Below are 2236 nucleotides of genomic sequence, written 5' to 3' on the forward strand. Positions count from 1 at the left end.
CAGGGTCTCCGGCGGCGTGGGCGGCACGTCCATCATCTTGAAGTCGGGGTGGAACGCGCTGAAGTGCAACGGCACGTCGGGCCCCAGCCGCTCCGCGATCCAGCGGGTCATCCGATCGAGCTCCGCGTCGCTGTCGTTGTGGCCGGGGATGAGCAGGGTGGTGATCTCCAACCAGACGTCGGTCTCGTGGTGCAGGTACTCGAGCGTGTCGAGCACCGGCTGCAGATCACCCATCGCCACGTGCCGGTAGAACTCCTGGGTGAACGCCTTCAGGTCGATGTTGGCGGCATCCATGTGCCCGAAGAGCTCCCGCCGGGGACCGTCGCAGACGTAGCCCGCCGACACCGCCACCGCCTTGACGCCCACCTGGTGGCACGCCTCGGCCACGTCGACGGCGTACTCGAGGAAGATCACCGGGTCGTTGTAGGTGAACGCCACGCTGCGGGCACCCAGCTCGAGGGCCGCCTGCGCGATGGCCTCGGGATCGGCGCGGTCGGAGAGGCGAGCCACCTCCTTCGACTTCGAGATGTCCCAGTTCTGGCAGAACCGGCAGGCCAGGTTGCAGCCCGCGGTGCCGAACGAGAGCACGGAGGTGCCGGGCAGGAAGTGGTTGAGTGGCTTCTTCTCGATCGGGTCGAGGCAGTAGCCGCTGGAGCGGCCCCAGGTGGTGAGCACGACCTGGTCGGCGACCCGGCCGCGCACGAAGCACACGCCCCGCTGGCCCTCACGCAGCTTGCAGGCCCGGGGGCACACGTCGCACTGAATGCGACCGTCGTCGAGGCGGTGCCACCAGCGGGTGGGGATGGTGTACGGGTCGGTGAGCGAGATGTCGGCCGCCATCACGTTCAGGGTAGGGACTCGCCGGCCGGATACACCCGGATGCCCCCGGTTGCTGCCCACACCGCCTGGCGCATGCCCGACCCGTCTCCTGCCAGCGGAGCCGGGTGCCGCGCGAGACTGGCGAGCGGCCTCGACCGAAGGAGCCGATCGAAGGAGCGTGCGTGAAGGTTCTCGGTATCGACATCGGGGGAACCGGGATCAAAGGAGCGGTCGTCGACACGAAGCGAGGTGTGCTCAAGACAGATCGGCTTCGGCTGCTCACCCCCGAGCACCCGGACCCGGCGAAGGTCTCCGCTGTGCTGGCCACCATCGTGAGCCACTTCGACTGGGACGGGCCGATCGGATGCACCTTCCCCGGGGTCACGAAGGACGGCACGATCCACACCGCCGCCAACCTGGTGCCGGATTGGATCGGCCAGGATGCCGCCGCGACCTTCGGTCGGGCGACCGGTTGCCCGGTGACGGTGCTGAACGACGCCGACGCGGCGGGTCTGGCCGAGACCGCCTTCGGTGCGGCCGCGGCGCGGCGAGGAGTGGTCGTCACCGTCACGTTGGGGACGGGGATCGGCACCGCGGTGCTCCACGACGGGGTCCTGATGCCCAACACGGAGCTCGGGCACCTCCCGTTGCACGGCGGTGACGCCGAGAAGTACGCCTCCGAGCTGGTGCGCGAGCGGGAGAACCTCGACTACCCGACCTGGGGTGGTCGGGTGGGTGAGTACCTGCGGCTCCTGGAGGACCTGCTCTGGCCGGACCTGTTCGTCATCGGCGGTGGTATCTCCAAGAGGGCCGACAAGTTCTTCCCCTACATCGAGTGCCGTACCGAGATCGTGGCTGCCCGGCTGCTCAACCAGGCCGGGATCGTGGGGGCGGCGCTGGCCGCGGCGCAGCGTCACGCCAAGCACAAGCTGAAGCGGCCGAAGTAGCGCTCCGCCGGGCGGATCAGGCGGCGGCGTTCAGCCAGGACAGCGGGGTGCCGGGGACGTTGCGCACCACCGCGAACGCGAGCATGAAGACCACCATGCACCAGGTCATCCAGGGGCGCCAGGCCGGCGCGGGGCGCAGTGTGACCCCGATGCTCGACAGCGTCCAGCGGCCCACCAGGTACGCCAGCAGCGGCAGCGCCACCACGAGCAACAGGTTGTGGCTCGCGGCCCGCAGCAGGTCACCATGGAGGAGCGCGTACACGGCCCGGGTCATGCCACAGCCAGGGCAGTCGAGACCGGTCATGGCCCTGAACGGGCACTGGGGGTACGCGGAGGACTCGTTCGGGTTCTGGATGGCGACGTACGCGCACCCGACGGCGATGGCCCCTCCCAGCAGCAAGGGTCGGGCCGCGCCCCGCCCGGCCAGGCTCGGCGCTGGCGGGGCGGGCGGGGCAGGTCGGTCGCGCAGG

3 protein-coding genes are annotated in these 2236 nt (G+C 70.0%); 1 reads left to right on the forward strand and 2 read right to left on the reverse strand.

The genetic code is table 11. The features are described from left to right. Positions 1 to 840: AmmeMemoRadiSam system radical SAM enzyme (gene amrS / locus V7004_RS15715; protein WP_334145204.1), on the reverse strand; the 840-nt coding region annotated here is incomplete at its 3' end. 161 nt (positions 841 to 1001) lie between these two features. Here amrS and ppgK point away from each other — a divergent pair. Next, positions 1002 to 1766 (forward strand): polyphosphate--glucose phosphotransferase, encoded by a 765-nt coding sequence (gene ppgK, locus V7004_RS15720; protein ID WP_334145205.1) that lies wholly within the window; start codon positions 1002 to 1004, stop codon positions 1764 to 1766. Positions 1767 to 1782: 16 nt separating this feature from the next. On the opposite strand, the gene V7004_RS15725 is transcribed toward ppgK, so the two are convergent. Further along, positions 1783 to 2236 (reverse strand): DUF2752 domain-containing protein (locus V7004_RS15725; RefSeq protein ID WP_334145207.1); only part of this gene is annotated, 454 nt, incomplete at its 5' end.

Source organism: Rhabdothermincola sp. (assembly GCF_036846205.1).
In the GTDB taxonomy this organism is placed as follows: Bacteria; Actinomycetota; Acidimicrobiia; order Acidimicrobiales; family Acidimicrobilacustridaceae; genus Rhabdothermincola.